This window comes from Paraburkholderia sp. FW306-2-2C-D06C (assembly GCF_058781505.1).
The window spans coordinates 1-638 of the sequence record NZ_JBYSWU010000152.1 but is presented as its reverse complement, the minus strand read 5'-3'; the positions used below and the strand labels follow the sequence as shown (position 1 = coordinate 638).

1 protein-coding gene is annotated in these 638 nt (G+C 59.2%); it reads right to left on the bottom strand.

The annotated features are described in order from the left end of the window. Positions 1–56: 56 nt before the first annotated feature. Positions 57–638: IS66 family transposase (gene tnpC, locus AC3WLT_RS37270; RefSeq protein ID WP_492596543.1), on the bottom strand; the 582-nt coding region annotated here is incomplete at its 5' end.

Here is a 638-nt window from a genome sequence, read left to right as displayed (position 1 = left end):
GTAAGCACTCGATGAGTACCGTCACGATTGACGTTGACGCGCGAGAGGCTTGGCTGCTAGCGAACGGGATCGATTTTTGAGGCGGGCAACAAAGGAGCAACGTTCCAAGGCAGGAGTTCGTCGATCCGGTTCACCGGGTGATCGGCGATGCGCTCAATGACGTAGTGCAGATAGGCTTCGGGATCAATGCCATTCAGACGTGCAGAACCGATCAGGCTGTACATCGCGGCTGCACGTTCGCCGCCGGAGTCTGCACCGGCAAACAGATAATTCCGTCTTCCGATTGCCACGCCGCGCAACGCGCGCTCGGCGATCAGGTTGTCAATCTCGGCCTGACCATCGCTGCAGTAATAGACCAGCGCAGGCCAGCGGTTCAACGAATACTGGATCGCTTTGGTGGTGTCCGATTTCGCGGAGAGTGTGAGGAGCATCGCCTCGAACCACCGCTTCATGTTATCAAGCAGCGGTACGGCTTGCGCCTGGCGGATGCGCCGTCGTTCTTCAGGGGGCTTGCCACGAATGTGCTCTTCGATGCGATAGAGCGCGCCAATGCGCTCCAGCGCTTCACTGGTGATCGTTGTCGGCCGCACAGCGTGCAGATCGTGCAGTTTTCGACGTGCATGCGCCATGCACGCCGC